Source organism: Pseudomonas sp. B21-021, assembly GCF_024749205.1.
Taxonomy (GTDB): domain Bacteria; phylum Pseudomonadota; class Gammaproteobacteria; order Pseudomonadales; family Pseudomonadaceae; genus Aquipseudomonas; species Aquipseudomonas paraglycinae.
The window spans coordinates 2,329,177-2,355,280 of record NZ_CP087192.1; the positions used below are offsets into that span (position 1 = coordinate 2,329,177).

Consider the following 26,104-nt stretch of genomic DNA (forward strand, 5'->3'; position numbering starts at 1 on the left):
CTTTCACGTCAGGCTCAAACAAGGAAAACGTGCCCCATGAACCGAAACGATCTGCGCCGCGTCGACATGAACCTGCTGGTGATTTTCGAAGCGCTGATGTTCGAAAAGAACCTGACCCGCGTCGCCGAAAAACTGTTCATGGGCCAACCGGCGGTGAGCGCGGCGCTGGGCCGCTTGCGCGATCTGTTCGACGACCCGCTGTTGCTGCGCAACGGTCGCGGCATGGAACCGACGGCGCGGGCGCTGGCGATTCTGCGGGAACTGCAACCGGCGATGGACGTGATTTCCGGTGCGGTCAGCCGGGCCAAGGAATTCGATCCGGCGACCAGTTGCGACGTGTTCCGCATCGGCCTGTCGGATGACGCCGAGTTCGGCCTGTTCCCGCCGCTATTGCGCCAGTTGCAGGAAGAGGCGCCGGGGATCGTGGTCGTGGTGCGCCGCGCCAACTACCTGCTGATGCCGACGTTGCTGGCCTCCGGGGAAATCTCCGTCGGCGTGAGTTACACCACCGATCTGCCGGCCAACGCCAAACGCAAGAAACTGCGCGACATTCCCTGCAAGGTCCTGCGCGGTGACAGCCGCCCGGGTCCGCTGACCCTCGACGAGTACTGTGAGCGGCCTCATGCGATGGTGTCGTTCTCGGGGGATCTGAGCGGCAACATCGACGTGGACCTGGCCAAGGTCGGTCGCAGCCGCCGGGTGGTGCTTGGCGTGCCGCAATTCAGTGGTTTGCGCGCGCTGCTGGCGGGCACCGAGATGATCGCGACTGTGCCGGATTACGCGGCGTGTGCGTTGGTCGATGGCTGTGCGTTGCGAGCTGAGGATCCGCCGTTTCCGATTGATGCGGCGCAACTGTCGATGGCCTGGAGCGGGGTGCATGACAACGATCCGGCGGAGAAATGGCTGCGTTCGCGGATCAGTCAGTTCATGTCGGTGTCGCTGGATATTCCGGCGGTGTAAGCGCCGTTCGTCCGAATCAACCCGCTACCTGTTAGTTCTGACAGTGGTGCGTGCTCGCCTTCCCGTGTTTGATGGGCCAATGCCGAAACGGCCAGCTATCTTGGGAAGTGAATATGGACACGCCGATTCCTGCGCTCACCCGTGACGCTCTGCCGCCACTGGCAGTTAAAGAAAGTTCGAAGGGTTTCCTGGTGCCAGCGGCCGCCCGGTACAACCTGACGGTAACAATCGACTTCTCTTGGTTGCCAGAAGACTTTATTACGATCACGGTGGCTGGAACTTCAGGTAACGGTTCCTATACGTCACCGCGCATACCTATCGGCGGATTTAAACGCCCTTTCACGACCCACATTGACAATATTCTGGTGGCATTCAATCTCGGGCTGACTGTCATCGCCTTTTACACGCTTTACCGTGGCACTGAACCGTCTGTGGAATCACAACCTTTGCCGCTTTACATACCGCTCATCAACCAACTTGATCTGCCCCTGCCGGTGATTAAAGAGGCAAGCGACGAAGGTGAGGGCCGTGACCTGGATGTGAGCGAACTGACTGAGGTTACATTGCGTATCCGGTCATGGCTGCTGAGCAGGCGCGAGCAGTTCTTCTGGCTCCTGCTCACAGGTGTGAAGCCCGACGGCGATGTCTGGGAGGCCTGGTATTGGCAAGCGCCGGAGAACGTCGTCGGTAATGGATTCAGTCTCGGATATTACGAACAAAAGGTCCCTGCTGCACCGCTGCAAGGTCTGAAAAATGGCAGCGTGCTGACGTTGAGTTTTTGGGCCGGGCTGCAAAACAGTCCGGATCAATCCGATGCCCAGGCATTTGCCCATCGAAACTACATCGTACGGACTGCACCTGTGAGGGCGCCGAGGATAATGTCGGTGACGGGGCCGCAGGGGCTGATTGCCGACGGCGGGGAAACTCCGTCCAGCCGTGTCACCGTCGATGGTGTTGGCACTGACGGTGCCGAGGTTGTGCTGTTTGATGGGCAAACACGCCTGGACTCGGTTTTGGTTAACGCCGGCACCTGGCAGTTTTCAGTCACGGCATTGACTGACGGCGAACACGTCTTCAGGGCCGAATATGTTGACGGCGGAGCGTCCAACACCTGGACGATAAAGGTTGTTTTCAGCCAAGAACTGAGGATCAAGGAGGCCCCGGACAACGTCACCTTGAACCCGGCGGATGCTGAGGTGAGCCTGACCGCCGTTTTGAATGTTCCCGACGACGCCGACTTCGTCAGTGCCACTTGGGCTGCCGAACCCGATACGCCGTCTGCCGGTTCTCGCACTACGGCTTTGGTCCCCGTAAGTGCGATGCTCATGGAAATGCCGTTGCCGGTCGCACTGGTGGCTTACAGCATGAATAAAACTGCAGCTATCTCGTTCACACATGTACGAGGTACGTCGGCACCGGTTACTTCGACACCCTGGCCGCTGAAGGTTTTGCCCATACCTGAGGCGTTGCGGATTCCGCCTGTGATCGCCGAAGCGAAAGGCACTGAACTCGACCTGAAAGATGTCGTTGCCGGCGCGACTGTGCAATTTCTCACCTGGCTGGGTATTGCCACCGGGCAACGGCTTGAATTGAAGCTGACCGGTTTTAATGCCAGCGGCACCGAGCACAACCTCTCCATCTGGACAGACTCGCGCAATGCGGTACATCGGGCATGGGTGACGGCAGGCCGCTACAGCACGCTCATCCGCTCCGACTACATGCTTGCGCTCGGACCCGGCAGCACCTTGTCTGTGTTGTTCGCCGTGTACATGGATCAAGTGCCGGGTTCGGTAGCGCGCATCGATTTCAACGCGCGGGAATACACAATCAAAGACACCCGTTGACCTGAGGACAAAAGAGCACACCTGTTCAATTTTGCCCTACCCGTTCGTTGCACTATTTGCGGCAATGATCGATCAAGGGTAGGGCCATGCAACTTTCTCAGCGCAATGACCAGGCGCAAAACCTCGGCCTGCTGTTCCTGCGAGTGACCGGCGGGTTGTTTCTGCTGTTTGTCCACGGCTTGCCCAAGCTGCTGGACTTCACCGCGCAGCTGCAACTGATCGAAGACCCGTTTCACCTCGGGGCCCACCTCACTTTGATTCTGGCGATCTTCGCCGAAGTCCTCTGCCCGCTACTGATCGTCGCCGGAGTGCTGGCGCGTCTGGCGTGCTTGCCTATTCTGTTTGTGCTGCTGGTGGCGCTGCTGCTTGTGCATCCGCAATGGAGTGTGGCCGAAGGGCAGTTCGGCTGGTTGCTGTTGATCCTCTTCACCACTGTTTTGATCGCCGGGCCGGGACGGCTGGCGCTCAATGTTCGTTTGCCCGGAGTACTCCGTTATGCCTGATGCCCAGACCCTGAAAAAACCGGGACCCGAAGAAACCGTGACGCTGATCGTCAAGCACCGGGTCAAGGCCGGTTTTGAAGCGCCGTACGAAGCCTGGCTGCGCAATATCGTCAGCGTGGCGGGGCGCGAAGAAGGGCATCTGGGTGTGGACGTGATGCGCAGCCAGCAGGGCGGGCTCGCGCTGTTCACCTGCGTGCTGCGTTATTGCTCGACCGACGCGATGCAGCGCTGGCTCGATTCGCCGCAGCGTCAGAAGCTGATCGATGAAGCGGCGCCGATGCTCGCCGACGGCGACCAGACCGAAGTCAACGCAGCCAACGAATTCTGGTTCACCCCGACGGCCGAGGCCGGTTCGCCGCCACCGCGCTGGAAGCAGGCGGTGGTGACGCTGCTGGTGATCCTGCCGCACACCTTGCTGGTGCCGCTGATCTGGGGGCCGTTGCTGCAACTCAACGCCTTTCTCTCCAACTACGTGGTCGCCACGTTCCTGATCACCCTGACCATCGTGGTGTCGGTGGTTTACGTGTTCATGCCGCCCGTGACCCGTCTGTTCGCGCCGTGGCTGGAAGCCGGTCAGTCACACAAACACCTCGAATCCAATGCCAATCCGCCGCGCTGAAGCGGCGGGTCCGGGCTCCGTTTCACTTATCTCGAAGGAACTGCGATGAACGCCGATCTGATTCTGTTCAATGGCCAATTTCATACGGTAGACCGCGAAAAACCCCTCGCCAGCGCCGTGGCAATCAAGGACGGGCGCTTCGTCGCCGTCGGTAACGATGCCGAGGCGATGGCGCTCAAGGGCGCCGGCACTCAATTGGTCGACCTCAAGGGCCGCTGCGTGATTCCCGGGCTCAACGACTCGCACTTGCACCTGATCCGTGGTGGCTTGAACTACAACCTCGAACTGCGCTGGGAAGGCGTGCCGTCGCTGGCCGATGCGCTGCGCATGCTCAAGGATCAGGCCGACCGCACGCCGACCCCGCAATGGGTACGCGTGGTCGGTGGCTGGAACGAATTCCAGTTCGCCGAAAAGCGCATGCCGACCCTCGAAGAAATCAACCAGGCGGCGCCGGACACCCCGGTGTTCATCCTGCACCTGTATGACCGCGCGTTGCTCAACCGCGCCGCGCTGCGCGTGGCCGGCTACACCCGCGACACGCCGAACCCGCCGGGTGGCGAGATCGTGCGTGATGCCAACGGCAACCCGACGGGCATGCTGGTGGCGCGACCGAACGCGATGATCCTGTACTCGACGCTGGCCAAGGGGCCGAAGCTGCCGCTGGAATATCAGGTCAACTCGACCCGTCAGTTCATGCGCGAACTCAACCGCCTCGGCCTGACCAGCGCCATCGATGCCGGCGGCGGTTTCCAGAACTACCCGGACGATTATCAGGTGATCGAACAACTGGCCAAAGACGACCAGTTGACCGTGCGCATCGCCTACAACCTGTTCACCCAGAAGCCGAAAGAAGAACTGACCGATTTCCAGAACTGGACCGGCAGCGTCAAGTTGCATCAGGGCGATGACTTCCTGCGTCACAACGGCGCCGGCGAAATGCTGGTGTTCTCGGCGGCGGACTTCGAAGACTTCCTCGAACCGCGCCCGGACCTGCCGCAGACCATGGAACAGGAGCTGGAGCCGGTGGTGCGCCACCTGGTCGAGCAGCGCTGGCCGTTCCGTCTGCACGCCACCTATAACGAATCGATCAGCCGCATGCTGGATGTGTTCGAGAAGGTCAACCGCGACATCCCGTTCAACGGCTTGCCGTGGTTCTTCGACCACGCCGAAACCATCACCCCGCAGAACATCGAGCGGGTGAAAGCGCTGGGCGGCGGCATCGCGATTCAGGATCGCATGGCGTTCCAGGGTGAATACTTCGTCGACCGCTACGGCAAGCAGGCCGCCGAAGCCACGCCACCGATCAAGCGCATGCTCGCCGAAGGCGTGCCGGTCGGCGCGGGCACCGATGCCACGCGGGTGTCGAGCTACAACCCGTGGACCTCGCTGTACTGGATGGTCAGCGGTCGCACCGTCGGCGGTCTGGCGCTGTACGAAGAAGGTTTGCCGCGTACCACCGCGCTGGAACTGTTCACCCACGGCAGCGCCTGGTTCTCGTCCGAGCAGGGCAAGAAGGGCCAGATCAAAGTCGGGCAATTGGCGGATCTGGCAGCGCTGAGCGCGGACTTCTTCCATGTCGAGGAAGAAGCGATCAAGTGGATCGAGTCGGTGCTGACCGTGGTCGGCGGCAAGATCGTTTACGCCGCCGGTGACTTCGAAAAACTCGGGCCGGCCAGCGTGCCGGTGCTGCCGGACTGGTCGCCAGTGGTGAAAGTCCCGGGCCACTGGCGCCCGAATTCGCCCTTGCAGGCCCAGGTTCACCAGTGCAGCGGCCCGTGCGCAGTGCATACCCACAGCCATGAAAAAGCGCGGATGTCGAATGCGCCGGTCAGCGATTTCGCCGGTTTCTGGGGCGCGTTCGGTTGCTCCTGCTTCGCGTTCTGATGCTTTTGAAAAAGCGCCGCTCTGTGTGAGCGGCGCTCCCCGCAACAACCATCCATCGAGGAGTTTCACATGAGCAACGTTCCTTACAGCCGCCTGAACAAAGACGATGCCGTTGTACTGTTGGTCGACCACCAGACCGGTCTGATCTCGCTGGTACAGGATTTCTCGCCGAACGAGTTCAAGAACAACGTGTTGGCTCTGGGCGACATCGCCAAGTTCTTCAACCTGCCAACTATCCTCACCACCAGCTTCGATTCCGGCCCGAACGGCCCGATCGTGCCTGAGCTGAAAGAGCAATTCCCGGACGCACCGTTCATTGCCCGCCCTGGCCAGATCAACGCCTGGGACAACGAAGACTTCGTCAAGGCCATCAAGGCCACCGGCCGCAAGCAACTGATCATCGCCGGTGTGGTAACGGACGTGTGCGTGGCGTTCCCGACCCTGTCGGCCATCGCTGAAGGCTTCGAAGTGTTCGTGGTGACTGACGCTTCCGGCACTTTCAACACCACCGTGCAACAAGCGGCGTGGGCGCGGATGTCGGCTGCCGGTGCACACCTGCTGAACTGGTTCGCTGTGGCTTGTGAGCTGCAAGTCGACTGGCGCAATGACATGGAAGGCCTGGCGAATCTGCTGTCGCAGCGTCTGCCTAACTACCGCAACCTGATCAACAGCTACACCAAGTTCACTGCCCAGTAATTGGCTGAAAAAAATGCCCGCTGAAGAGCGGGCATTTTTTCGTCTGTCGCAAAGGGCTCAGCGCTTTTGCAACCACCCCAAAAACCCACCCTTACGAACCGGCACAGGCTTGGCCATCAACGCCAACCGACTGTTCTGCTGCCGTACCGCCTGCAACTTGTTCAACGCCCGACCCACTTCACTGCGCTGTTCCATGCACTGGCGAGTCAGGTTCTTGTCGAGGCGATAAATGATCGAAGACGTCAGCGCGGTAAACGTCGCTTGCGAAGGCGTATCCGCCAGAATGCTCTGCTCGCCCATGACCTCGCTCGGCCCCATGCGTCCGGCCTCGGTGAAGCCGTTGCCGTCCGGCACGCTGGCGCTGACCACGCCGGTGGCGATCACGAACAGGCTGTCCGGGACTTCTTCCAGATTGAGCACCACCTGCCCGGCGCTGTACTGCTGCGCGACCATCGATTCGGCGAGGCGATCGCGTTCTTCATGGCTCAGCGAGCGGAAGATTTTCACTTCATCGAGCAACGCGCGGGCGCGGGTCGACGGTTCGATGACTCCGTCCGGGTGTCGCGAAATACCGGCGGCTTCGAGGTGGCGATGGGCGAGGTCGAACAGTTGATTGCGCACGTCGCTTTTCTTGCCCAGTTCGGCGATGAAACCGCTGGCCACGTATTCCGACATCTCTTCGCCGGCCTCTTTCAACACCGCTTTCGGCGCAGGCGACAGCAACAGGCTGCTGCTGCCTTGCAGCGTGCGGTCGAGGGCATCGAGTACCCGGCGTGGGCGAATGTGGTTCGGCACCTTGATGCTGATCGACACGCCGTGCAGGTTGTTCGGGCGGCTGAGGTTGACGATCTTGGCCTTGGCCGCCACCGAGTTCGGCACTACGGCCAGGGTGCCGGTGCTGGTCAGCAGGTGCGTGGCGCGCCAGTTGATGTCGAGCACCTTGCCTTCGACGCCGTCGATGACCACCAGATCATCCACCTGATACGGCTTGGTGGTGTTCAGCACGATGCCGGAAAACACGTCGGCCAAGGTGCTTTGCAGCGCGAGACCGATGACGATCGCCACCACGCCGGAGGTCGCCAGCAAGCCTTTGACCGGCAGATCCAGCACATAACCGGCCGCCGCGACGATGGCCGCGAGAAACACCAGCGCCCCGATCACGTCCTGCAACAGCCGGCCGCTGTGGCCGATGCGGCGCATCAGGATCAGGCCGATAACTTCGGTCAGCACCCGCGCGGCGTACAGCCACCAGAGAATCCCCAGCGCCGTCGCCCCGAGTTGCGCCACCGGGTCTTCGGCAAACAACGGCGCCTGCAACGGGCTGACACCGGCGTTGATGGCCAGTGCGTTGAAGGCCAGAAACAGCACCAGTCGCACAGCGACCCGTTGCGCGCGATGCTTGAACGGCGCGAGGTGCCAGAGCAGGGTATCGAGCACCAGCAGCAGGGCGCTCCAGGACAGCAGGTGGGCAGAAAAAAGGCTCATGAGGTGAACTCCGGCGGGCACAAAAGAAAACGCCACACCCGAAGGTGTGGCGAGGGGTTGCACTCAGTTCAGGTGGGTCTTGAGTTCTGCCGCGGCCTGGCGCACGGCGGCTTTCACTTCAGGAATTCCGTTCAGCGGGTTGAGCAGGCCGAAGTCGTGAATCATCCCGTTGTAGCGCACCGAGGTCACCGGTACACCGGCCGCGTCGAGGTGGCGGGCGTAGCCTTCGCCTTCGTCACGCAGCACGTCGAACTCGGCGGTCTGCACCAGCGCGGCGGGCAGGCCCTTGAGCTGTTCGGCGCTGGCGTTGAGCGGCGAGGCATGGATCTGCGCACGCTCGGCCGGGTTGGTGGTGTAGTTGTCCCAGAACCACTGCATCATGCCCTTGGTCAGGAAGTGGCCCTCGGCGAATTGCTGGTACGAGCCGTTATCGAACCCGGCGTTGGTCACCGGCCACATCAGCAACTGGAAGCGCAGGGCCGGGGTTTTCTGTTCCTTGGCCATCAACGCCACGACTGCCGCCATGTTGCCGCCGACGCTGTTGCCGGCCACCGCCAGACGCTTGCCGTCGACACCAATCTCCTTGCCGTGCTCGGCCACCCATTTGGTTGCCGCGTAAGCCTGATTGATCGCGGTCGGGTACTGTGCTTCCGGCGACGGCGTGTAATCGACGTACACCGCGACCGCGCCAGAACCCACCACCAGATCACGGATCAAGCGTTGGTGCGTCGGGAAGTCCCCCAGCACCCAGCCGCCACCGTGGAAGAACATGAACACCGGCAGCTCGCCCTTGACCTTGGCCGGACGCACCACTTTCAGGTTGATCGTCTGGCCGTCGACCTTGATCGCCTTGTCGCTGACTTCAACGCCGGACAGGTCAACCTTCACCGAAGCCTGGGCGCCAGTCAGCACCGCACGGGCGTCTTTCGGGCTCAGTTGCTCAAGCGGTTTGCCACCGCCGGCGGCGAGGGCGTCGAGGAAGGCCTGAGTGTTGTGTTCGACCCCAGTGCCCTCGGCGGCGAATGCGTTGCCGATGGACAGGGCGAGGAGGGAAGCGGCGAGGGTTTTCTTGATGTTCATGTGCAATTCCTTTTTAAGTCGTTTGAGTTTTTGTATGCCTTGGGATCGGGCTGCTGTGGCGCTGGGCTTCAGGCCTCAGCAACACCGTGAGCACAGATTAATGAGGTGCCGGAAAGTGAAAAAGCGGCTATAAAGCGTTTAACTGTCAACCAGAGAGTGACAATGAACCCGTTCGAAGACATGCGTATTTTTTGCCAGGTGATGGACTCCGGCAGCTTCACGGCGGCGGCCGATCAGTTGGGCCTGTCCAAGCAGTTCGTCAGCCGTCGGTTGATGCAACTGGAGGAGCGCCTCGGCGTGCGATTGCTCAACCGCTCGACCCGGCGCCTGGACGTGACGCCGCTGGGCCAGAGTTATTACGAATCGGCGCTGCGCTTGCTCGGTGAAGTGGAATCGGTAGAGCAGGGCATCGCCGGGCAGACCGCCGAGCCGCGCGGGGCGATTCGCGTGAGTGCGCCGCTGTCGTTTGCGCTGGCCCATCTGGGCTGCTTGCTGCCGCCGTTTCTGCAGCGTTATCGCGAGGTCACGGTGGAGGTGGACCTGAGCGACCGGCCGGTGGATCTGCTGGGCGAGGGTTACGACCTGGCGCTGCGCATCGGCGTGCTGGAGGACTCGACCCTGATCGCCCGACGCATTGCGTCAATCGAGCGGGTGTATTGCGCCAGTCCGGCGTATCTGGCCGAGCGCGGTACGCCGGTCAAACCGGAAGACCTGCTCGGCCACGACTGCCTGCCTTACGGCCATGGGCGTTCGGTGCAGTGGCGGTTCAACGCGGGGCAGGGCAAGCCGCTGCTGGTGAATGTCACCGGGCGGATGCGCGTCAACAACGGTGAGTTGCTGCGGGATGCGGCGGTAGCGGGGATGGGGATTACCTATCTGCCGACGTTCATTGTCGGCGCGGCGCTGAAGGATGGGCGGCTGGTGCCGGTGCTGGACGAATTTCGGCCGGAACCGCTGACGTTGTCGGCGGTGTATCCGCAGCATCGCCAGGCATCAAGGCCGGTGCAGGCGTTGATCGAGTTTTTGCGGGAGCGGCTGGATAAGGCACATGCGATTTTGTAGCCGATGAAAAAATTGTGGGAGCTAGCCTGCTAGCGATTGCGGTGGGGCAGTCAATGAAGAAGGTGACTGGCATATCGCAATCGCTAGCAGGCTAGCTCCCACAGGGGGGAACGTATTTCAGGCTGAATCAGTTGGCGCGCTTGTCATCGCCAGGCTCGCCGCCGACATGTACGCCGCGATCATCACCGGGTTCGCCTGCAGCATGCAGGCCTCGGTCATCACCGATTTCGCCGGCACGATGTACGCCATGGTCATCACCGATTTCGCCGGCACGATGCACACCGTGGTCATCACCGATCTCTCCGGACCGATGCACACCATGGTCGTCGCCAGGCTCCGAATGCGTGCCGCTGCGGCCCGATGACGCCGTGTTGCCGGAATGGCCCGAGCCGTGGTCACTGCCGCTGTGGCCACTGTTGCCACCGCCGCCACTGCCACTGTTGCCGCCACTGCCGCTGCCGCCGTGACCACCACCATTGCCACCGCTGCCGCCGCCACCTCCATTACCGCCGCCACCACCTCCGCTGCCGCCGCCTCCATTGCCGCCACCGCCGCCTCCATTGCCGCCGCCACCGCCTCCGCTGCCACCCCCGCCGTTACCGCCTCCGCCACTACCTCCACCACCGCCGCCACCACCACTTCCCCCATCCTTGGCCTGAACACTCGACACCCCGGACAGGCTGTCCGGAATCAGTACGGTAGACGCCGACAGGACTGCGCCGATGGCCATTGCGAGCACGAGCTTTTTAATGTGCATATCGTTCTCCGTCTTTGTTGTCTTGATTGGGAACGTGGATGTGCCTTGTTTTTGCGTGTGATCCGACCCGTTCCCGAGGTCAGTGGATACTCGAAGCCAGTTCGAAGATCGGGATGTACATCAGGATCACGATCACCCCGATCAACAGGCCGATGAAGGTCATGAGCAGCGGTTCGAACAGACGCACGAACCACTCGATCCAGCGGCTGATTTCCTCGTCGTAGAAATCGGCGCTGCGTTCCATCATTTGCCCGAGGTTGCCGGACTGTTCGCCGGCGCGCAGCAGGCGCAGGGACACGGGCGTCACCAGACGGTTGAGCTCCAGCGCGGTGGACAGCGACTGCCCCTCGCGCACCCGCTCGCAGGCCTGGTCCAGACGTGCTCGCGAGGCCACGGTGAGCAGGCCGCGCACCATGCCCATGGCCGTCACCAGCGGAATCCCGCCTTGCAGCAGGATCCCCAGTGACCGGTAAAACCGCGCCAGCTCATACATGAAAATCCGCTGGTGCACGGCGGGCAGTTTCTCCACCAGCCGATCCAGCCCACGGCGAAACGCCGGTTGTTTCTGCAACACGGCGAGGGCGATGACGATTGTCGCCAACAGGCCGAAAAACTCACCCTGATGGGCGTGCAGAAACATGCCGCTGCTCATCAGGATCTGCGACAGCCACGGCAGGTTCGAGCCCAGCCCTTCGAACACCAGGCTGAAACGCGGCACCACGTAGCCCATCAAAAACAGCACCACGCCACCGCCGACCACCAGCAACAGCAGCGGGTAGATCGAAGCGCTGACGATCTTCTGCCGCACCTCGTCCATGCGCTGGCGATAGCTCACGTAACGGCCCAGCGCATCGCCGACCGCGCCGGTCTTCTCGCTGGACTGTACCAGCGCAACGTACAAGGGCGGGAACACCGCCGACAACTGGCCCAGTGCCTGGGAGAAGGATTTGCCCTCGTACAGCAGCCGCACCAGCTCGCTCAAGGTTTTGCGGGCGGCGGGGGCGGTTTCTTTTTCGGCGAGGCTTTCCAGCGCATCGATCAGCGGCAGACCGGCATTGAGCAGGGTGGTCAGTTCCTGGCTGAACAACACCAGGTTGAAGGTTTCACGCTTGCTCAGGCGCAACGAACGCCAGTGGCGCTCGGCGTGCAGGCTGACCACGCGCAAGCCCTGATCCTCGGCGATGCGCCGAGCTTCGCTCTGACCCGGCGCCTCGACACTCAGCGACACCACCCCGGCCTTGCCCACTGCTTTGAGTTGAAATCGCATGCCGTGTGCTCCGCTTATTGCCAGTTGGTGACTTCGGCGTTTTCGCCTTCGCCGCCAGGCTGGCCGTCCTTGCCCATCGAGAGCAGGTCGTACTCGCTGTTTTCGCCGGGATAGCGGTAGGTGTAGTTACGCCCCCACGGATCCTGCGGCAGTTTTTTCTGCAAGTACGGGCCGGTCCATTTGGCTTCGTCGCTCGGTGCGGTCACCAGCGCCTGCAAGCCCTGTTCGGTGGACGGGTAATGGCCGACTTCCAGCCGGTACAGATCCAGTGCCTTGCTCAGGCCTTCGATCTGCGCCTTGGCGACCTTCACCTCGGAACGCCCCAGCTGGGCGAAATATTTGGGCGCGACGATCCCGGCCAACAGGCCGAGCACCACCAGCACCACGAGCAATTCGAGCAGAGTGAAACCGCGTTGGGCACGCGGACGAAAATGCAGCTTCATGATGACCTCCCGTGAGTGGCAGCCGTGTCGCCGAAAGGGCTTATGCAATTGCCATGCTCAGCCCCCGATAATTTCGGCTGTCAGGCTGAAGCCCTTGTATTACGGGCTTTTCAAGAGTCGGCACAGTGCTTGCGTACGGCTGATTGACGACGGGTCAGTGGGGCATTTCCCCCAATTTTTCGGGGCCTGTCAGGGGAGGCCCAATGATCCATTCATTCACTGCAGGACTGCTCGGCTGCGTGCTGTTAAGCGGTGTCGCGCAAGCCGATGTCTTCGTTTCCGTGGACGCCAAGGGCAGCTACGTGCTGTCCAACGTCCACCGTCCCGGACGCACTTACGAGCGGGTGATCCGCGACGCCGATGCGCCGCTGGTCAGCCTTGACCGGCAACCGCAATTGATCGCCAACCAGCCCTACGCCGAGCTGGTGTCAGCCGCCGCCACCGCCAATCACCTGCCCGAAGCCTTGCTGCATGCGGTGATCAAGTCCGAATCCAACTACAACCCCGGCGCCACCTCGCCCAAGGGTGCCGGCGGGCTGATGCAGCTGATGCCCGGCACCGCGCGGGACATGGGCGTGACCGACGTCTACGACCCCAAGGCCAACATCCAGGGCGGGGCCAAATACCTCAAGCGCCTGATGACGATGTTCGACAACGACATCGCCCTGGCCGTGGCCGCTTACAACGCCGGGCCTGACGCGGTGCTCAGCCGGGGCCGGGTGATCCCGCCGTTCGCCGAAACCCAGCGTTATGTCCCGAGCGTGCTGCGTCAGTACCGGCGCCTGCAGGGGCTGGCGGTGGACGCGCCGTTGTAAAGGATCTCCCCGGTTTTCCCCAACATCGGGGCAAACGGCGGGACCGGAAAAGTGGGGAAACGGGTGGGGAATATCCCCCGGATTCTCAAGTGGTTTGTGTAACTGGTTGAACCGAAAGACAAATTTTTGTGGCACGCGGATTGCTCCGAGGTTTTTGTCGAGAATCATTCCCGTGAGCACCCACTACGAGGTTTCTGATCATGGTCGGCCTTCATCACGCTCCGTCCCTTTTCAACCTGCTGGTGTTTGTCGCCTCGATGCTCAGCATCGAGGTCGCCAGCTCGGCCGTGCGCTGCGAGCGCAATCTGGTGGCCAATGTGGTCGCCTTCGATCAACCGTTGATGTTCAACCGCCTCGGTGCGCAGAACGTCAACGGGATGATGTTCGCGTTGCGCCGCGATGTGGTCGATGACCATGACGTCTCGCTGGCTTACGGCGGCAGCGCGGTGCCGGGCAAGGTGTCGCTGCGTGCTGACAAGCGTCCACGGCCGCTGGTGCTGCGGGTCGCCGCCGGTGATTGCCTGACGATCAATCTGCAGAACCTGCTCGATTATCAGGCCAACCCCAACAAGCACTTCGAAGGCCCTGAAGGCGAAGAAGAAGGCGAGGAGGGCATCGAGAACGCCGGCGGCGCGGAAGACTTCAAGGTCGACGAGCAGGTTGCCGACCGCCATGTCGGTTTCCAGGTCAACGGCCTGCAAGCGGTGAACAGCATCGACGACATTTCTTCCTACACCGGGCGCAACGCCAACACCCTGGTGCCGCCGGGTGCAAGCCGTTCGTATGTTCTGTATGCGGAGCGCGAAGGGGCGTTTGCCGTCAGCAGCCGTGGCGCGACATTCGGCGGGGAGGGCGCGGCCGGGAACGTCGCCAACGGCCTGTTCGGCCAGGTCGTGGTGGTGCCGAAATCGGGACGCACCTATCGCAACACCCTCACTGAAGAAGAAATGCGTCTGGCAACCACCGGCCGCACACCGGCCGGTCACCCCATCGTCGATTACCAGGCTCGCTACCCGCAGCGCGAACCGTGGTTGCGTGAAGGCAAGGCCGGCACGCCGATCATCAGCATGGTCGACGGCAACGAAATCATCTCCAGCGAAAGCGACGCGATCGTCATGGGCAGCAACGCCGATGGCAGTTTTGCGCCCAGCACCTATCCGCTGGAATCGGTGGGCAAACGCAACCCGGCGATCCCCAACCGCCTCGAGCCGTTTCGTGATTTCGCCTCGCAGTTCCAGGACGAAACCGCCGCTACCCAGGCGTTCCCCGCCTACTGGGCCGACCCGGTCATGGCCCATGTGCTGGAGCCGACCCGCGACTCGTTCATGATCAACTACGGTTCCGGCGGCATGGGCGCTGAAGTGGTCGCCAACCGCCTCGGCGTAGGTCCGATGCACGACTGCCTGTCGTGCGCCTACGAAGAATTCTTCCTCAGCTCGCACACCGTCGGCGACGTGGCGATGCTGGTGGACGTGCCGGCCAACACCGGGCTTGAGAACATCGCCCCCGGCCAGACCCCGAGCGCCGATCAGGTCGGCGTCAAGGCCACCATGGCCCTGTATCCGTCGGAGCCGTCGAACGTCAACCACAGCTACATCGGTGACTTCGTCAAATTCCGCAACACTCACAACGGCCACGAGCAGCACATCTTTCACCTGCACGGCCATCAGTGGCTGTTCAACCCCAACGACGACAACTCCGATTACGTCGACGCCCAAGGCATTGGCCCAGGGGCCGGCTATACCTACGAAATCGCCAACGGCGGCTCCGGCAACCGCAACCGGGTAGCCGGCGATGCGATCTATCACTGCCACTTCTACCCGCATTTTGCCCAAGGCATGTGGTCGATGTGGCGGGTGCACGATGTGTTCGAAGAGGGCACCCGGCTGGAAGTCTCGCAACAGGGCGCCGATGGTTATCACAGCGAACCTTACGCACTGCGCAGCGGTAAACCGGCCGCCGGTGCCCGCGCCTTGCCGGATGGCGAGATCATTGCCGGCACGCCGATTCCTGCCGTCGTGCCGCTGCCCGGCAAAGCCATGGCCCCGATGCCGGGCAAAGTGGTGGTGGTGCCGAAAATCGGCGAAACCCTGGTCGCCGGCAACGATGACGACGATGAGGAAGAAGAGGGCGATGACGACGGCGAACACCACGGTGGCAACGGTGGTTCGCAAGCCATTGGCTCGCTGGCGCTGGTTGATCGCAGCGAAGCCAACCGTAACGCCGACGGCAGCCTGAAAAACCCTGGTTATCCATTCTGGATCGGCGGCATGGAAAGTTCGGTCGGTCAGCGTCCGCCAACCCCACCGCTGGACATGCTCGACGCGGCCACCGCGCAATCGTTGAAAGCCAGCGGCAAAGCGCTGTGGGCCAACCTCGACCCGAATCAGTCCGGCGGATGGGACGGCGGCTTGCAACGTCACACCCTCGACGGGGTATCGGCCGGAGGCGCGGCACACACCGTGACCACCGCGCTGGACTTCTCCAAGGAAGTCACCCGCGCCAAACCGATTTACCTGCCCGAAGAAGGCACTGAAGTGGAACAGGCCGCGATGGCGTTCCACGCGAAAAAGGATCACCCAAGCTTTGCCTTGCTGCCCGGCAATCAGATCGTGGCGAAGGCCTTCCGCACCAACGGCGCCTTGCCGATTGCCGGCGCGCCGTACTACGAACCGTGCATGGACGACCGGCAAAAACGCCTGACCAGCAGCGCCGGCACCGGTGAATTCGCCAGCGGCGACCGGCTGGACGGCATGTCCTTCGTCGGCGCCTCGACCTTCACCGCCGACCGGCCGCGGATCTACAAGGCCGCCAACATTCAGTTCGACGCGGTCTACAACAAGGTCGGCTATCACTTCCCGCAAGCCCGGATTCTGGCGCTGTGGGAAGACGCCTGGCCGGTGATCACCAAGCAGCGTCCGCCAGAGCCACTGGTGATGCGCATGAACACCTTTGACTGCGTGCAATACCAGCAAACCAACCTGGTGCCTGCCACCTACGAGATGGACGACTATCAGGTGCGCACGCCGACCGACGTGATCGGCCAGCACATTCACCTGCCGAAGTGGGACCTGACAGCTGCCGACGGTTCTTCCAACGGCTGGAACTACGAGGACGGCGTGCTCTCCCCGGGTGCCGTTCAGGAACGTATTCACGCGATCCGCGAATTCAACCAGTGCGAGGGCACCGATCCGCGCGACGGCACCCAGGCGTGCCCGAAAGCCAAGGCGCATCCGTTCTTCGGCCAATTCGGGCGCAGTGACTGGATGGGCGCGCGCACGGCCATGCAACGCTGGTTCGTCGACCCGGTGGTCAACGCCAAGGGCGTGGATCGGGGCCTGGGGACCATCTTCACCCACGACCACCTCGGCCCATCGACTCACCAGCAGATCGGCCTGTATGCCACGGTGCTGGCGGAGCCGGCCGGTTCCACCTGGTTCCACGCCGAAACCGGCGAGCCTCTGTACAGCGGCGCGCGCCAGGACGGCGGGCCGACCTCATGGCAGGCGGTGATCAACACCGGCGACCTCGACGGCGACGGCAAGAACGACAGCTTCCGTGAGTTCTTCCTCGAATACAGCGACTTCCAGCACGCCTATGAAGCCGGTGTGTACGTGGGCGCCGGCCCCAACGGCGTGCCTAATCCGCAAGCGTTCCCGGCCACGGCTGACAGCTTCCGCTACGCGATCAACCCGCCGGTGCGCAACAACGCCAGCACCCTGCTCGAAGGCGTGCTGGAAGTGCAGGGCGGTCAGGTGCCGGGCTGCCCGAGCCGGCCTTGCCCGCAAGCGATCTCCGTGGATGATCCGGGCATGTTCGTCGTCAACTATCGCAACGAGCCGCTGGCCTTGCGGGTCTACGACCCGAACAAGGTCGGCCCGGACGGCAAGCGCGGCATGCAGGCCGACGGCCTCGGCGGCGATCTGGCGTACGCCATGCAAAGCCGTACCGACCGCGCGATCCCGGCGATGAACCTGGCACCGAACCTGGTCACGGCCGCCACCGGCCCGACCGGCGGCACCACGCTGTTCCCGCCGCACATCAACAAGGGCGGCAGCGAGCCGGGCGACCCGTTCACCCCGATGCTGCGCACCTACACCGGCGACAACGTACGCCTGCGGGTGCATGCCGGCGGCCACGAGGAAGAGCACAACGTCACCCTGCACGGCGTGAAATGGCTGCAGAGCGGTTCCGGTTTCGGCAACAGCTCCAACTCAGGCTGGCGCGCTTCGCAGATGATCGGCATCTCCGAACAGATGGGCTTCATCGCACCTGTGTCGATGCTGTCCAGCTCTGCGGCGACCACCGGTGACTATCTGTACTCGATGGACGCTTCGATCGAAGGCTACTGGAGCGGGATCTGGGGCGTGATGCGCAACTACACGGCCAAACGCAATGACCTGTTCGCCATCCCCAACAACCCGAGTCCGGCCGGCATGCGCAATACCGTGGCGTTCGAAGGCAGTTGCCCACGGATCAGCGCCAACCCCAACGGCATCGGCACCCGTCCGACGGTGCAGCGCAACTATGAAGTGGTCGCCGCGCTGGCCAACGACATCCTCGGCAATCCGCTGGGCCTGAGCATCGGCGATTCGGCCGGGCTCGGTCAGCATGTCGGCGGGCCGCTGAATCCGGCGGGCGGCACCCTGGTGCTGAACTCGCGCACGGTCAGTATTCCGCAGGTCACGGTCACTGATCCTGAGGACGGCGAGACCATCACCATTGGTGGCCAAAGCGGGCCGCTGCATGATCCGACGGCGATCCTGTACGTGCGCAAATCCGACCTCGATCCGGTCAGCGGCAAGCTCAAACCCGGCATTCCGGTCGAACCGCTGGTGCTGCGCGCAGCGGCCGGGGACTGCATCAACATCACCCTGGAAAACCGTCTGCCGAGCGTGATGCCGGACCTGACCCAGACCGCGGTGATGCAAGGCATGGTCAAGCGCGACCGCAACAGCGGCCTCGGCTCGACCACCTTCAGCAACAACCTGATGCGGCCGTCCAGCCACGTGGGGCTGCACGCCCAACTGCTGGCCTACGACATCACCAAATCCGACGGCACCAACGTCGGCGCCAACCCGACCCAGACCGTGCCACCACGGGTGGGCAGCAGCGGCGCCTACCCGACCCGTACCTATCAGTACTACGCCGGGCACCTGGAGCGTGAAGGCAAACCGGTCACGCAACTGGGCCGCAGTGTCGACAACATCAACGCCACGGCCGTGGAGTTCGGTGGCCTGAACTTCACCCCGGCGGATGTGATCAAGCAACCGCAAAAAGGCCTGGGTGGTGCGATGAGCATCCTGCCGATCGGCGCGACCTGGGTCGACGATGCGCGCAAGGTCAACGCCACGGTCACCGCACCGGGGCAGACGACTTACCGCGACTTCGCGATGGTCTGGCACAAGGCGCTGAACACCCGCTGGGCCAATGGCCGGCCGGTCGAAGGCATCGCTGCCGAGGGCTTCGGCGTGCCGACCGATCCGCAGGACAACTCGAGCATGGCCATCAACTACAAGACCGAACCGCTGTGGTATCGCTTCGGCCTCGCCCCGGATGCGCCGTTCGGCCGCGCCGATGGCGCGGGTTACGGCGACATGACCAACGCGCACATGGCCTACAGCAATGCGCTGGTGGGGGGCGATCCGCAAACGCCGGTGCTGTATGCCAAACCGGGTCAGCCTTTCCGTACGCACATCCTGATGCCGAGCGGCGGCAGTCGCGGCACGACGTTCCAGCTCGACGGACACGTCTGGTCGCTCAACCCGTTCCAGGCCGAGAAGAGCGACACCGGCGGCTACCCGATGGGCACGCCCGGCGTGGGTTCGGTGCGCTTCGGCTACAACCCGATGTCGATGTACATCGGCGCTCACGAAAGCATCCTGCCGGCGGCGCACTTCAGCTTCATGATCCCGAGCGCCGGGGGCAGCAACGCAATACCGGGGGACTACCTGTTCCGCGATTACGCCGCCTATGGCAACACCTCGGGGCTGTGGGGATTGCTGCGGGTGACCAATGAGCCGGAGCCGGCGCCGCCTGCTCAGTAGGTGCCAATGCGCGACCTGTGGGAACCGGTGAAACCGCTCCCACAGGTGGGGAAAGGTTTGTAGGGGAGAGAGGTATGAACAGGATCATCAACATCATTGGCGTCTGCCTGCTGGCGATGGCCGGCGCGCTGCTCACGCTGAGCGAGATTGCCCTGGCGCAAACCGGCGCCGGGCAGGTGCTGACCCGCGACGGCGTGTCGATCGCCTTCGATCTGAAGCCGCTGGCCAGCGACGGCCAGCTGCGTGAGGGCGAGTTCGCCGACGTGCAGTTTCGCGTCACCGACGGTGCGTCCGGCCAGCCGTTGTCCGGTGTAGCGCCGGGGGCGTGGATCGATCCGCAAGCCGTTGCCGCCGACCAGGCCCAGGGCCGTGACCAGAGCTGCAAGTCGCGGGTCGGCACGTTCCTCAAATCCAATATCGGCGCGCGGCCGTTGCTCGACCTCAACAGCTATTTCCTGCTGGTGATGAACCGCGATGCCAGCGTTTCGGTGGTCGATCCGTCAGTCTCGGTCGGCGGCATCACCAGCACCCTGGCGCGGATCGAACTCAAGCAATCGCCGATGGACTGGGTCACGCCCAAGGACAACAAAAAGGTCTTTGTGTCGATGCCGACGGCGGGGGAAGTGGCGGTGATCGACAGCGAGCAATTCAAGGTCATCGACTCGGTGGCCGCTGGCAGCCAACCGGTGCGGGTCGCGCTGCAACCGGACGAGCGCCTGCTGTGGGTCGGCAACAACGCGAGCAAGGCTGAAGAATCCGGCGTAACGGTGATCGACACCCAAAGCCTCAAACCGCTCAAACACCTGGCAACCGGGCGCGGCCACCACGAAATCACCTTCAGCAAGGACAGCCGTTTCGCCTTCGTCAGCAACCGCGACGACGGCACCCTGAGCGTTATCGACATCGCCAGCCTGAGCCTGCTGCAACAGGTCAAGACCGGTGCCAGCCCGTTGTCGGTGGCGTACTCGCCGCTGTCCGGCGCGGTGTACGTGGCCGATGGCAAGGACGGCACCGTCACGGTGATCGACAGCAACAGCCGCGCCGTACGCCGGGTGATCAAGCTGCAACAGGGCCTCGGCCCGATGGGCTTCAGCGCCGACGGCCGTTTTGGCGTGGTGCTGAACACGGTGGAAAACCGCGCCACGGTGATCGACGCGGCCAACGATTCGGCGATCCATGACCTGGAGGTTTCAGCCGAACCCTATCAAGTGGTGTTCACCCAGGCCTATGCCTACGTGCGCGGACTGGCCTCGCCGAAAGTCACCATGATCAACCTGTCTTCGCTCGGCGAAGGGCGTCAGCCGATTACCCAGGGTTTCGAGGCCGGGCCGCAGCCGCCACGGCTGGCCGGGGACCTGCCGCTGGCGTCAAGCCTCGCGGTATCGCGCGACGACAACGCGGTGTTCGTGGTCAACCCGGTGGACAACACCACCTATTTCTACGCCGAAGGCATGAACGCGCCGATGTCCGGTTACCCCAACCGCGGGCAGATCGCCCGCGCTGCGCTGGTGATCGACCGCAGCCTGCGCGAAGTGTCGCCGGGGCTCTACAGCGCCCGGGTCAAGCTGCCGGCGGCGGGGCGCTTCGACGTGGCATTCCTGCTCAACCAGCCGAATATCATTCATTGCTTCAGCGCCCAGGTGGCGTCCGACGGTGCGCCGGAAAAACACCTGGGCGCAGCGAAAGTCGAGTTCCTGCTGGACAAGACCGCCGTGGCCCTCAACGACCCGTACGTGGTGCGCTTTCGCATCGTCCAGGGCAAACAGAAGATCCAGCGCAGCGGTGTGACCGACGTGCAGTTGCGCTACTTCCTCGCGCCGACTTCCCGCCCCCGCGAAGTGGCCGCACGGGAAGTCGCCGACGGCGTGTACGAAGCGCCGGTGACTCTCGACCGCAGCGGCGCCTGGTACCTGCATGTGCGCGCGGCATCGCTGGGCGCCGGTTTCGACGACAAGACATTTGCCAGTGTCCGGGTGCTGCCCGGCCAGACTCAGTGACGAGGAAAAGACCATGAACCGATTTGCATCCCTTGGCCTGCTGACCCTGTGCCTGTTGGCCGTTGGTATCCAGCAGGCCAGCGCCCACTCGGCGGATGAGCATGCCGGGCACACGGCACCGGCCGCCAACAGCCAGGAGCATGCCCAGGTCAAATTCGCCGACGTGCCGCTGCTCGACCAGAACGGCAAGACCGTGCACCTGGAGCAGGATCTGGTGCACAACAAGATCGTCGTCATGAGTTTCATCTACACCAGTTGCACCACGGTTTGCCCGGTGGTCTCGTCGATCATGGGCAAGGTGCAGAAACAGCTCGGTGCCCGGGTCGGCGCGGAAGTGCAGCTGGTGTCGATCAGCATCGACCCGCAGCGCGACGACCCGAAACGCTTGCAGGATTACGCCCGCACCTTCCAGAAAGGCCCGGGCTGGAGCTGGCTCACCGGTTCGCCGCAATCGATCACCGCCACCCTCAAGGGCCTCGGCAGTTTCAGCGGCGACTTCAAGAATCACCAGCCGCTGATCCTCGTCGGTGACGGCAACAGTCGCCACTGGACGCGCTATTACGGCTTCACCGACCCGGCATTGCTGGCCAGGGAAGTCGAGAAACTCAGCGGCCTGCGCACCCACGCCAAACACACCGCGATTGCCATGGAGCAACAACCATGAGAACCCTGGACTGGATCACCCTGACGGTCTGTTTCTGGATTTTCAGCGCCATGGCCCTGGCTCACGAAGGCCACGAGCAACCCGCACCCGCCACAGCTAGCGCTGCGCCCGCACCGGCCAAAGGCACCCACGATGCGAAAACCTGGTTCACCGACACCCCGTTGCTCGACCAGCACGGCGACGTCCAGCGTTTCTACAGCGATGCGCTGCACAACCGCGTGGTGCTGCTTAACGTGATCTTCACCAGTTGCAACGACGCCTGCCCGCTGATCACCCGCAAGCTCAAGGAAGTCCGCGAGCTGCTGGGCGACAAGGCCGACGGCATCACCTTCATTTCCCTTACCAGTGATCCGCTGCGCGACACGCCGGCGGTGCTCAAGGCTTACACCTTGAAGCAGGGTGCCGATGACCCTCACTGGCTTTTCCTTACCGGCGACAAGGCGCAGATGGACCTGGTGCTGGGCCGCATCGGCCAGATCGTGCCGACGCCCGAGCAGCACTCGACCCAGTTGATCGTCGGCGATGTGGCCAACAAACGCTGGAGCAAAATCCGTCCCGACGCCCCGGCCGCCGCCATTGCCCAGCGCTTGCAGCTGCTGACAATGCCCGTGGCTGGCCGTTGAGTCCGCGCCATGAACCTCGGCCGCGTCCTCGCCCTGATCCTGCTCGCTGGCGTCAGCCTCGGCGCGGCCGCGTTGCCGCTGACCGATGAAGAAAGCGCCGGCAAGCGCTTGTACCGCGAAGGCCTGTCTGCCAGCGGCGAGCCGATCATGGCGCGGGTCGGCGCGGCGGACGTGTTGCTGCCAGCCACCAGCCTGCCGTGCGCCAACTGCCACGGCGCCGATGGCCTCGGCCGGCCCGAAGGCGGGGTGCGTCCGCCGGAGCTCAACTGGTCGCGGTTGACCAGCATCCACGGTCAGCAACAGATCAACGGCCGCAACTACCCGGCCTACACCGACAGCAGTCTGGCGCGGGTGATCCAGCAGGGCCGCGACCCCGGCAACAATCGCCTCGACCCGAGCATGCCGCGCTTCCTGCTGTCGATGAAGGATCAGCGCAACCTCACGGCGTACCTCAAACGCCTGGCCGATGACCGCGATCCGGGGCTCGATGACCAGACCTTGCACCTGGGCACCTTGCTGCCCAGCCAGGGGCCGCTGGCCGAGGAGGGCGCCACCATCGCGGCGGTGCTCAACGGCAGCGTTGCGCGGATCAATCAGGCCGGTGGCATTCATGGCCGGCAGTTGCGCCTGACCGTGGCCGATCCCGGCCCGGATCGCGCCAGCGCCGAACAGGCCCTGCAACGGCTGATCGAGGAAGAGCAAGTCTTCGCCCTGATCGCACCGCTGGCCCCGGCCCTGGACAGTGAACTGGCGCCGCGTCTGGAACAGTCCGGTGTGCCGCTGATCGGGGCCATGTCGTTGCTCGGCCCGGTGCAGGCCAGCCCGCAGATTTTCGAACCGCTGCCGGGCCTGCGTGAGCAACTGATCGCACTGGCCGACTACGCCACCGCCAGTCTGCGAGTGCTGCAAGGGCCGACGCTGATTGCCTATCCCGACGACCCGGCGCAGGTGCTGGCGGCACAGACCCTTGGCCGCTACCTGCAGGAACACGGCTGGCAAAACGTCCATCTGCAGGCCTACGACCCGGCGGCGGACAGCTTGCCGCTGGGCTCACGCTCGGTGTTCTACCTCGGTAGCGGTGGTGGTTTCAGTCGGCTGGCGGCCGGATTGCAGAATGCCGGGCAGGTGCCGTATCTGTTTGCCGCTTCGAGCCAGGTGGCGGGGGATCTGCTGCAAGTGCCGGAGGGTTTTTCCCGGCGGGTGTTTCTGGCGTATCCGTTCGTGCCCAGCGACTGGACCCAGGCCGGGCGCATGGCGCTGACGCTGTTGCGCGAGCATCAAGGCCTCGGCGCTCAGCACGCGGTGCTGCAAGTCGGCGCCTACGCCTCGATGCTGTTGTTCAGCGAAGGCATGAAGCAGGCCGGCCGCGACGCCAGCCGCGAAAAACTGGTGGCGGCGCTCGAAGGCCTGCACGACTTCGACACCGGCCTGACCCCGCGCCTGAGCTTCGGCCCCGGCCGACGATTGGGCCTGAGCGGGGCGCACGTGGTCACCGTTGACTTGCCCGACCAGCGTTTTTATCTGGTCGCTCCCTACAAACCGATTATTGCCACGCCCTGACCGGAGGCCCTGATCATGAAGCTCAAAACCCTGTGTTTGCTGCTGACATGCTGGTTGCCGGTGGCGCTGGCGAACAATGAACCGGTGGCCGCCCGGGTCAACGGCGAGGCGATTTCCGAGTTTCGCCTGGAACGCTTTTTCGCCGAATACCTGGAAGATCAGGGCCGCGCCGTGGCGAGCATCCGCAACCCCAAAGCCTATAAACAACTGCGTCAGGCCGCGCTGGACACGCTGATCGACAAGGAACTGCTCTGGCAGGAATCGCGCAAACGCGGGGTGAAGATCGATGCGCAAGCCGTGCGCGAACAGGTCGAGCAGACCCGCACCGCCATCGGCGGCACTGATAAATTTCTCCAGCGTTTGCAGGACGCCGGTTTCGATGAGGCCTCGTTCACCGAGTACACCCACCGCGAACTGGCGGCGCAGCGGATGTTCGCCGAGCTGACTAAAATCCAGGCCCCGGACGAGCAAACGGTGCGGGCGTTTTTTGCAGAACACCGCGCTGAAATGGGCGCGCCGGAGCAGGTGCAGGCCCGGCACATTCTGATCAAGGTTGCCGGCGATGCCGATGCCGCCACGGTTGAAGCGGCGCGGCTACGCTTAGAAGAGTTGCGTGCCGCTATCGCAGGGGGGCAAACCTTTGCTAGCGTCGCCCAATCGGGATCGGAAGATGTCACCGCCAGCCAGGGCGGGGACCTGGGGTATTTCGCCCGTGGGCAAATGGTGCCGGCCTTCGAAACGGCGGCCTTTGCTCTCAAGCCTGGCGAAGTCAGCACGGCGGTGCGCACACCGTTCGGCTGGCATTTGATTTTTGTCGAGAACCACAAGGAGGCGGCCGATGTCCCAGAGGAGCAAGGGCTGGAAACAGTCAGGGCGTACCTCGCCCGACAGCAACAGACCCAGGCTCGTCGTCAGGTGCTCGCGCAATTACGGGCAGAGAACAGGATCGAACGAATTGACGACGACTGAAGGTTCCCCCCCAATAGTGGGGAATGGCTTCGATGCCCATTCAGGTGCTTCCCCGTTTCTGGGGAACGGGGTACCGGGACGAGCGGGCATTTCCATTCAATTCAAGGACATGAAGACAAAAAATTACCGGCACTCAGCCTGGCATGAAGTGTGCGTTACCTCTTGTGAGGCGCACTCCAGCAGGTTCGGGTCATTGAATTTCAATTGCCGGCACTTGAGGTTTCAGGGAGTCCACCTTGGTTAACAAAGTACTGGTTGTCGAAGACGAACAGCTGCTTGCACAGAACCTTCAGGATTATCTGTCGGCGCAAGGGCTGGAAGTCCGGATTGCACATGACGGCGCAGAGGGAATCGGCCTGGCCGAGACTTTCGCCCCCGACGTGCTGGTGTTCGATTACCGCTTGCCCGATATGGAAGGGTTCGAGGTGCTCGACGCGGTTCGCCAGAACAGGACGTGTCATTTCGTGCTGATAACGGGTCACCCGACCGCTGAAGTCTGTGAGCGGGCGCGGCAACTGGGGGTCAGTCACATCCTGTTCAAACCGTTTCCTTTGGCGGAACTTGCCCGAGCTGTCTGCGACCTTCTGGGGATCCAGCGCGAAGCGAAACCCGGTGCGAGCCCATCCGAAGGCTTTGTCGAACGACGCCAGAGCAGGACCGAGAGCTTCCCGTTGCAGTTGTACGATGGCAGTTGGGTGCTGGCGGACCGCCGACGAAACAGGTCGGAGGCCATGGCACCGGACGACGATCAAATGCTCACCGGGGAGTAATGGCGCGATAGACGTTCCGGCACTCGCCGAATTCGCCTCCCGCGCCGTCAGGGCCTCAA

At 63.2% G+C, this 26,104-nt stretch carries 20 protein-coding genes; 15 read left to right on the plus strand and 5 right to left on the minus strand.

Annotated elements, in window-relative coordinates:
* Positions 1-36 precede the first annotated feature (36 nt).
* The 6 genes from LOY31_RS10385 (at position 37) to ycaC (ending at position 6,506) form a co-directional block, all read left to right on the plus strand.
* Positions 37-960, plus strand: a complete 924-nt coding sequence (locus tag LOY31_RS10385) for a LysR family transcriptional regulator (RefSeq protein ID WP_258713204.1) — start codon at positions 37-39, stop codon at positions 958-960.
* A gap of 113 nt (positions 961-1,073) precedes the next feature.
* On the plus strand, positions 1,074-2,804 hold the full coding sequence (locus LOY31_RS10390; protein ID WP_258713205.1) for a hypothetical protein: 1,731 nt from the start codon (positions 1,074-1,076) through the stop codon (positions 2,802-2,804).
* Between the two features lie 86 nt (positions 2,805-2,890).
* On the plus strand, positions 2,891-3,307 hold the full coding sequence (locus LOY31_RS10395) for a DoxX family protein (protein ID WP_007956088.1): 417 nt from the start codon (positions 2,891-2,893) through the stop codon (positions 3,305-3,307).
* The gene (locus LOY31_RS10400) at positions 3,300-3,926 is read left to right on the plus strand and encodes an antibiotic biosynthesis monooxygenase (protein WP_221534565.1); all 627 of its coding nucleotides are present in this window, start codon (positions 3,300-3,302) and stop codon (positions 3,924-3,926) included. Before LOY31_RS10395 ends, LOY31_RS10400 begins: the two co-directional genes overlap by 8 nt.
* Before the next feature lie 45 nt (positions 3,927-3,971).
* On the plus strand, positions 3,972-5,810 hold the full coding sequence (locus LOY31_RS10405; protein WP_221534563.1) for an amidohydrolase: 1,839 nt from the start codon (positions 3,972-3,974) through the stop codon (positions 5,808-5,810).
* A 69-nt stretch (positions 5,811-5,879) separates the two neighbouring features.
* On the plus strand, positions 5,880-6,506 hold the full coding sequence (ycaC, locus tag LOY31_RS10410) for an isochorismate family cysteine hydrolase YcaC (RefSeq protein ID WP_039771508.1): 627 nt from the start codon (positions 5,880-5,882) through the stop codon (positions 6,504-6,506).
* Positions 6,507-6,563: 57 nt separating this feature from the next.
* On the opposite strand, the gene LOY31_RS10415 is transcribed toward ycaC, so the two are convergent.
* Both LOY31_RS10415 and LOY31_RS10420 read right to left on the minus strand, forming a co-directional pair.
* Positions 6,564-7,991 carry a mechanosensitive ion channel family protein gene (locus LOY31_RS10415; RefSeq protein WP_258713206.1) on the minus strand — a complete coding sequence of 476 codons (1,428 nt, stop codon included), beginning with the start codon at positions 7,989-7,991 and terminating at the stop codon, positions 6,564-6,566.
* A gap of 63 nt (positions 7,992-8,054) precedes the next feature.
* On the minus strand, positions 8,055-9,071 hold the full coding sequence (locus tag LOY31_RS10420; RefSeq protein WP_258713207.1) for an alpha/beta hydrolase: 1,017 nt from the start codon (positions 9,069-9,071) through the stop codon (positions 8,055-8,057).
* Positions 9,072-9,233: 162 nt separating this feature from the next.
* On the opposite strand from LOY31_RS10420, the gene LOY31_RS10425 reads away from it, so the two are divergent.
* Entirely contained in the window at positions 9,234-10,133 is a 900-nt protein-coding gene (locus tag LOY31_RS10425; RefSeq protein ID WP_179695662.1) for a LysR family transcriptional regulator, read from the plus strand.
* A 127-nt stretch (positions 10,134-10,260) separates the two neighbouring features.
* Here LOY31_RS10425 and LOY31_RS29390 read toward each other — a convergent pair whose 3' ends face one another.
* From LOY31_RS29390 to gspG, 3 genes are all read right to left on the minus strand, one after another.
* Positions 10,261-10,890: a hypothetical protein gene (locus LOY31_RS29390; protein WP_309475637.1), complete on the minus strand. Its 630-nt coding sequence runs from the start codon at positions 10,888-10,890 to the stop codon at positions 10,261-10,263.
* A 79-nt stretch (positions 10,891-10,969) separates the two neighbouring features.
* Positions 10,970-12,157 carry a type II secretion system F family protein gene (locus LOY31_RS10440; protein WP_007956102.1) on the minus strand — a complete coding sequence of 396 codons (1,188 nt, stop codon included), beginning with the start codon at positions 12,155-12,157 and terminating at the stop codon, positions 10,970-10,972.
* Between the two features lie 14 nt (positions 12,158-12,171).
* Positions 12,172-12,600 (minus strand): type II secretion system major pseudopilin GspG, encoded by a 429-nt coding sequence (gene gspG / locus LOY31_RS10445; protein WP_007956107.1) that lies wholly within the window; start codon positions 12,598-12,600, stop codon positions 12,172-12,174.
* Between the two features lie 203 nt (positions 12,601-12,803).
* Between gspG and LOY31_RS10450 the strand changes: the two genes are divergently transcribed.
* The 8 genes from LOY31_RS10450 (at position 12,804) to LOY31_RS10485 (ending at position 26,045) form a co-directional block, all read left to right on the plus strand.
* Positions 12,804-13,415, plus strand: a complete 612-nt coding sequence (locus tag LOY31_RS10450) for a lytic transglycosylase domain-containing protein (protein ID WP_258713208.1) — start codon at positions 12,804-12,806, stop codon at positions 13,413-13,415.
* A gap of 200 nt (positions 13,416-13,615) precedes the next feature.
* Entirely contained in the window at positions 13,616-19,462 is a 5,847-nt protein-coding gene (mnxG, locus tag LOY31_RS10455; protein WP_258713209.1) for a manganese-oxidizing multicopper oxidase MnxG, read from the plus strand.
* Positions 19,463-19,536: 74 nt separating this feature from the next.
* Positions 19,537-21,459 (plus strand): YncE family protein, encoded by a 1,923-nt coding sequence (locus LOY31_RS10460; protein ID WP_258713210.1) that lies wholly within the window; start codon positions 19,537-19,539, stop codon positions 21,457-21,459.
* 13 nt (positions 21,460-21,472) lie between these two features.
* On the plus strand, positions 21,473-22,123 hold the full coding sequence (locus LOY31_RS10465) for an SCO family protein (protein ID WP_258713211.1): 651 nt from the start codon (positions 21,473-21,475) through the stop codon (positions 22,121-22,123).
* Complete coding sequence (locus tag LOY31_RS10470) at positions 22,120-22,746, plus strand: SCO family protein (protein ID WP_221535739.1); 627 nt, start codon at positions 22,120-22,122, stop codon at positions 22,744-22,746. Before LOY31_RS10465 ends, LOY31_RS10470 begins: the two co-directional genes overlap by 4 nt.
* A gap of 9 nt (positions 22,747-22,755) precedes the next feature.
* Complete coding sequence (locus tag LOY31_RS10475; RefSeq protein ID WP_258713212.1) at positions 22,756-24,306, plus strand: ABC transporter substrate-binding protein; 1,551 nt, start codon at positions 22,756-22,758, stop codon at positions 24,304-24,306.
* Between the two features lie 15 nt (positions 24,307-24,321).
* Positions 24,322-25,275 (plus strand): peptidylprolyl isomerase, encoded by a 954-nt coding sequence (locus LOY31_RS10480; protein WP_258713213.1) that lies wholly within the window; start codon positions 24,322-24,324, stop codon positions 25,273-25,275.
* A 236-nt stretch (positions 25,276-25,511) separates the two neighbouring features.
* A complete protein-coding gene (locus LOY31_RS10485; RefSeq protein WP_007956122.1) occupies positions 25,512-26,045 on the plus strand; it encodes a response regulator in 534 nt (177 codons plus the stop codon).
* Positions 26,046-26,104: the final 59 nt, after the last annotated feature.